The sequence below is a fragment of the Microbulbifer okhotskensis genome (genome assembly GCF_023895975.1).
Lineage (GTDB): Bacteria > Pseudomonadota > Gammaproteobacteria > Pseudomonadales > Cellvibrionaceae > Microbulbifer > Microbulbifer okhotskensis.
Genome location: NZ_JALBWM010000170.1, coordinates 1 through 5,437, shown reverse-complemented (window position 1 = coordinate 5,437; position 5,437 = coordinate 1). Strand labels below are relative to the sequence as shown.

6 protein-coding genes are annotated in these 5,437 nt (G+C 49.3%); 4 read left to right on the top strand and 2 right to left on the bottom strand.

Annotated elements, in window-relative coordinates; genetic code table 11:
* Positions 1-79: 79 nt before the first annotated feature.
* Together MO867_RS20235 and MO867_RS24160 are read right to left on the bottom strand one after the other, a co-directional pair.
* Positions 80-388: a hypothetical protein gene (locus MO867_RS20235; RefSeq protein ID WP_252472459.1), complete on the bottom strand. Its 309-nt coding sequence runs from the start codon at positions 386-388 to the stop codon at positions 80-82.
* 38 nt (positions 389-426) lie between these two features.
* Positions 427-687, bottom strand: coding sequence for an aldo/keto reductase (locus tag MO867_RS24160; protein ID WP_373565916.1), 261 nt, complete (start codon positions 685-687; stop codon positions 427-429).
* Positions 688-1,656: 969 nt separating this feature from the next.
* On the opposite strand from MO867_RS24160, the gene MO867_RS20225 reads away from it, so the two are divergent.
* The 4 genes from MO867_RS20225 to MO867_RS20210 all read left to right on the top strand — a co-directional run bounded on the left by MO867_RS20225 (position 1,657) and on the right by MO867_RS20210 (position 5,308).
* Entirely contained in the window at positions 1,657-2,043 is a 387-nt protein-coding gene (locus MO867_RS20225) for a c-type cytochrome (protein WP_252472457.1), read from the top strand.
* A gap of 5 nt (positions 2,044-2,048) precedes the next feature.
* The gene (locus tag MO867_RS20220; RefSeq protein WP_252472456.1) at positions 2,049-3,443 is read left to right on the top strand and encodes a D-arabinono-1,4-lactone oxidase; all 1,395 of its coding nucleotides are present in this window, start codon (positions 2,049-2,051) and stop codon (positions 3,441-3,443) included.
* A gap of 46 nt (positions 3,444-3,489) precedes the next feature.
* Positions 3,490-4,779, top strand: coding sequence for a DSD1 family PLP-dependent enzyme (locus MO867_RS20215; RefSeq protein ID WP_252472455.1), 1,290 nt, complete (start codon positions 3,490-3,492; stop codon positions 4,777-4,779).
* Between the two features lie 103 nt (positions 4,780-4,882).
* Entirely contained in the window at positions 4,883-5,308 is a 426-nt protein-coding gene (locus MO867_RS20210; RefSeq protein WP_252472454.1) for a hypothetical protein, read from the top strand.
* Positions 5,309-5,437: the final 129 nt, after the last annotated feature.

Here is a 5,437-nt window from a genome sequence, read left to right as displayed (position 1 = left end):
GCTATTTTAGGTCTATTCTGTTCGTTTTTACACCGATTTATATGGGACAGCCCTGTCCCCTAGGGCCTGTTGACCAACCTTAGGGAACCTCACAACCTTTTGATGCGGTCCAAATTTTATACCGCTGTTCTCTGCTGAGATTATATTTTAGGCTTTCGATATCCGATTCGACCCGCTCAATTTTTCCCGAGCCAACAATGGCTAAGGGGTTAGGTGGGAGGCGTCGCACCCACGTATAGATTGCCTGATCGATACTATTTGCCCCTATCTCATCTTTGACTTCTCTCAAGGCAGTAAGTAAGCGCATCGCTTGAGTGTCTGAGCCACTGAATATCTGCCCACCGGCCAGGCAGGACCAAGCCATTGGTCGATTGGTCCAGGGTGCCATCGTGCGCAACCTCAAAATTAGTGGGGTTTAGCTCCACCTTAGTAACCAATCAGGTGGAGCAGCAGGATATCAATATGCTCCACACCCAGCCGGGACAGAGAGCTATCCACTGAGTGCTGAATATATTGTGCGCTGGAGTCATAGTGCTTTACTACCCTGTCGGGGTAATTTTCAGAGCACAGCTTAATGCTGTATTTGGTGGCAATCTCAATGTGATTTCGAATAGATTTATCCAGTTTGAGTGCTTCACCAAAGAGTTGCTCGCAGTAGTAATCCCCGTAGATATCCGCATGATCGATGGTGGTAATTCTCCTATCTACATGCTCTTTTAGGGTAGTCAGGCGCTGCTGGGGGGTTAAGTTTCAATCATTTAAGCGCCAATAGCCTTGAATCAACTCCGATAGATTTGGGACACTAAAGCTCTCGCAACCACCGGGTACCTGCCTGATCAAAAACTCGAGAATATTTTTGTTTCTACGGAGTCTCAACGCCTAAAGTAGAGTGGAGGCTAATCATTTGGGACTCTGGCTTATGTCGCGGAGCCCATTTTTCAACTTGTTGGATACACCCGGCGACAGACCGCAAATTTAAGGTCTTTTACCTGTATTGCTAGGGGGAATCGTATGGTTAGTGACGAAGAGAGATTTTTTGGTTGGTTGATAATTCATCTGCTCGATATTGACACTCTTAATAGCAAGTGGAATATTGCGGTTTTTTACGCTGTTTTTTTACGCTGTTTTTTTAAGCTGTTTTTTTAAGCTGTTTTTGGAGTTGCAATATTCAATGCGCCAATAAGTATATTTAGTATTTCCCCTCTGTTGTTAACGTTGTTTATTTCATTTAATACTTTTTGGGTTTTCGCTGGAGTTGCAGTAGTGACTAGTAAGAGCTATGCCCCTAAACTGGTTTTGATATTTTCAATGGTGAGTATTTTAAATGTTCCAGTGGGAACTGTGGTGGGAGGGTTTTATCTTTGGCAGCATATCCAGAAACGTCAATAGCCGCATTAAAAAATGCAAAGCCGATTCTGTGTTCGCGTCATCCTATCCACGCAAATATAAATTCAGATAGAAGCAGTGTAATATTATTGAGCTGTTGATGGTGAAGTGGTACGCAAATAAATTGTGATAAAAATTTCTTGGGACCAAGCAGTTCCGGTAGTTGTTTTACCGGTCAGCATGATTAACAATGGTGCAAGCGATATGTACACAAAACTTTGGCAATAGCCAAAAAGAAATAAACAACAATAATGTAGTAGGTGTACGCATATGGAACTGTTAGCCTTGCGCTGGAGCTTTAAACTCTTGTCCCTGCTTTTGGTGCTAAATGTCATTCAAGGATGTTCTGAGTCTCCAAAGAATAATCAAGAAAGTCGAGCGTTCTTTACTCAAAGGGCGCTCTCCCTAGCGCCCGCTGACCCTGAAATCGCTGAGATATATACCCGTACGTGCCATAGCTGCCACAGCACTGGCGCCAGCGCCGCCCCCCTTACTGGGGATTTAGCCAGCTGGAAACCTCGCATGGAAAAGGGGGTGGATGTATTGGTGGAAAACGCGATTAATGGATTCCAGGGCATGCCTCCCCTAGGTCTTTGCTTTGAGTGCTCCCCTGAACAGTTCGAACAGTTGATCGTCTTTATGGCTACAGCAGAGTAAGGAATATGGGATTCAGTCGTCGTCAGTTTATCAACTCCATCGCGATCGGCTCCGCATCACTGGCCGCCGCGCCCATCTCCTCGGTTGCACGCACCTTGTTGCAAACAGCAGCACCCTCGACAAAAAAGATAGGGGTTCGTTGGCGGAACTGGTCGGGTTCTCAAGAGTGTCTGCCCACCCATCGACTGGCCCCCAAAGACATTCCCGCATTACAGACGGCGATTGCAGAAGCGCAAGGCACCGTCAGAGCTGTAGGCGCAGGACATTCCTTCACCGCATTGGTACCCACAGACGATACGATCATCTCTCTGGGCCGCATTACCGGTGTCGCCGACCACGATACCGATAAGGTGCAGGCAACGATCTACGCCGGCACCCGGGTTGCAGATATCGGCCAACCCCTCGAAGATATTGGGCAGGCACTGATCAATCAGCCGGATATCGACGAGCAAACTTTAGGGGGCTGCCTGGCAACCGCGACCCATGGTACCGGTGCCGGCCTGGGGTGTATGTCTAGCTATGCAGCGGGTATCGAGCTGGTGACGGCAAGCGGTGACACACTCTGGTGTGACCGCGAGCAAAACCCTGAAATTTTCGCGGCAGCGCAAGTATCCCTCGGCAGCCTGGGGATGGTGACCAAAGTGTGTATGCAGAATCAGCCCAGCTATCGTCTGCGCCGTGAGTCCTGGGTGGCGCCACTAGAAGAGGTGCTGGAGCAGGCGTCGGCACTGGCCGATGCCAACCGTAACTTTGAGTTCTATTACATCCCGTTTTCCGGCATGTGCATGGCGGACTCCCACCAGACAACCACCGAGGAGGTTTTCTCTACGGAGCGGGAAGATACCAATGAAGCCGTTATGACGCTGAAATCTGTGCGGGATTGGCTGGGCTGGTCACCAAAGCTCCGCCAGTTTGCCCTACAAGGTGCGATGGAAGATATCGAAAGGGAAGTCGTGGTTGAATCCTCCTGGCGGAACTATGCCAGTGAGCGAAATGTGCGTTTCAATGAAATGGAATACCATTTGCCCCGAGAAGCCGGCTTAAAAGCCTTTGCGGAAATACGCCGTACGATTGAGGATAACAACCTGGACGTCTTCTTTCCGATCGAAGTACGTTTCGTCAAAGGTGACAGTATCTGGCTGAGTCCTTTCTACAAGCAAGAATCAGTATCCATCGCCATACATCGCTACTTTGAAGAAGACCACCGGCCCTTGTTTCAGGCCATTGAGCCCATTATGCGTAAATATGGTGGACGCCCGCACTGGGGCAAGCTAAACAAGTTGCAAGGGCAGGAATTTGCCGAGTTCTACCCCCGTTGGCAGGATTTCCTGGCAGTTCGCCGTGAGCTGGACCCCACAGGAAAGTTCTTAAACCCCTACTTAAAATCGCTGTTTGCCTGAATCGTCTGGGTTTTTGACCGGTTAACCTGACACAAGGAAAATAATAATGGACAGCAAGCGCCGGAAGTTATTGATGGGTGGTGTGGCACTGGGGGCAGTGGCCGGAGTATCGGTACTGCGTCCCAAAGCACAGGGGCAGGGCGGGCACAGTGAATATTTTTCCAGTGTTTCTAAGGCCCTGGATAATACCGGCTTTTCCGGCCCCACATTGGTTGTCGACCTGGAGCGGCTACAAAATAACGCTGATGTTTTATTCAGCCACCTCAGCGGCCACTACGACTATCGGGTGGTCGCCAAATCGTTACCATCGCTCAATTTGCTGGATGTTGTCACGCAGCGCACGAAAACCAACCGCATTATGGTCTTCCAGCTGCCGTTCCTGCAGCAATTGGTAAAATCTTATCCCAATACTGATATTTTGCTGGGCAAACCCCTTCCCTTTGCTGCAGCCAAGGCTTTCTATTCCGATGCGCGGGGGGCGCAATTCGATCCTTCCCGGCAATTGCAATGGCTGCTAGACAGCCCCCGCCGTCTCAATCAATACGCCAGCCTGGCACGCTCTCTGGGGCAAAGCTTGCGCATCAATATTGAGATCGATGTAGGCCTACACCGGGGTGGGGTTGCAAATGAGGAAGACCTCAACGCGATGCTCAGTATTATCCAGCGGGAACCCCTGTTAAAGTTTGCAGGCTTTATGGGCTACGACGCCCATGCCGCAAAGATGCCCGGCATTCTCGGCGGGCCAGAAAAGGCGATCAGTCAGGGGCTGGATATTTACCGGGGCAGAATCGAGCAGGCTCAGGCTCGCTTGGGCGAGGCATTCCCCAAAGCGCCGACAATGAATGCGGCCGGTAGCCCCACCTACCAGCTGTATAAACCTCATGCGGGTAGCGCCCCCTGTAGCGAGATTGCTGCGGGCTCCTGTCTTGTCAAGCCGGCGGGCTTTGATCTTCCTACCTTATCCGATCATCTCCCTGCCGCCTATATCGCCAGTCCGGTACTGAAGAAACTGTCACAGACACAGATACCGGGGATAGAAGGGCTCACGGGCCCCTTCAATTGGCTGAACCCCAATCGCCAACAGACGTTCTTTATTTCCGGTGGCTACTGGAAAGCCCAACCGGAATCGCCGCAAGGGCTATCCATCAATCCCATCTATGGTCGCTCCAGTAACCAGGAGATGCTAAACGGCTCCAGCAAGGTGTTGTTGAATGAAGATGACTGGGTCTTCCTCAGGCCCACTCAAAGTGAATCGGTATTTTTGCAGTTTGGTGATATCGCTGTTTACAACAAAGGCGAGATTGTCGATCTCTGGCCGGTGCTGGGCAATTCCTGATCTGTATTTTTTACCAATGACAGTAAGTGGCTCTGGATTAAGTGTTGTGCTGGACCCCTGAGAGGCCATCGTTGCTCCTCAATAATAATATTTGGAGGTAATAGTGATCTTTCAAGTGGTCTTGATATTGAATACCATTTGGTTTCTGATGGGATTTAATGTCTTCTCCCTGAGAAACCAAATATTTGCCAAGTTGCTGGTGCCTAGGGCGCAGAGGGATACGCCGGTTTTTGGAATCTTGGCGGAGTCGGGAAAGTTCCTCGGTGGATTCAATCTTTCCCTGGCCCTCCTTAATATTTTACTGTTGCTAAATCAATCCGAGTTTTCAGGTGATATTCAACGGGCAGTCTTATTGTTTGTCTTTGCAGTAACACACGGATCGCAATTTGCATATAATGTCCCCGTTGTTCTCCAGAATCGCATTGGTAAAGGGCCATGGCAAGTAAAAGGCGTAATGCGCTTTATATTTATCACTGACTTTTTAATGATGGTACTGAATCTGGTCGTTGCGTTCTGGTTCTACTTCTAGTGTGCTGTATTAAATAGATTCCTGCATTCAATCCTGTATTCAACTATGAAGTGCATCACCCTTTGGGCTACATCCTGCTTATCAGCCCAGACATACAAGTAAATGGCTTCATAGCTGATTAGCAGGTTT

Coding starts and splice junctions, on each gene's coding strand:
- MO867_RS20235 (WP_252472459.1), bottom strand. CDS start 388: ATGGCACCCTGGACCAATCGACCAATGGCTTGGTCCTGCCTGGCCGGT.
- MO867_RS20225 (WP_252472457.1), top strand. CDS start 1,657: ATGGAACTGTTAGCCTTGCGCTGGAGCTTTAAACTCTTGTCCCTGCTT.
- MO867_RS20220 (WP_252472456.1), top strand. CDS start 2,049: ATGGGATTCAGTCGTCGTCAGTTTATCAACTCCATCGCGATCGGCTCC.
- MO867_RS20215 (WP_252472455.1), top strand. CDS start 3,490: ATGGACAGCAAGCGCCGGAAGTTATTGATGGGTGGTGTGGCACTGGGG.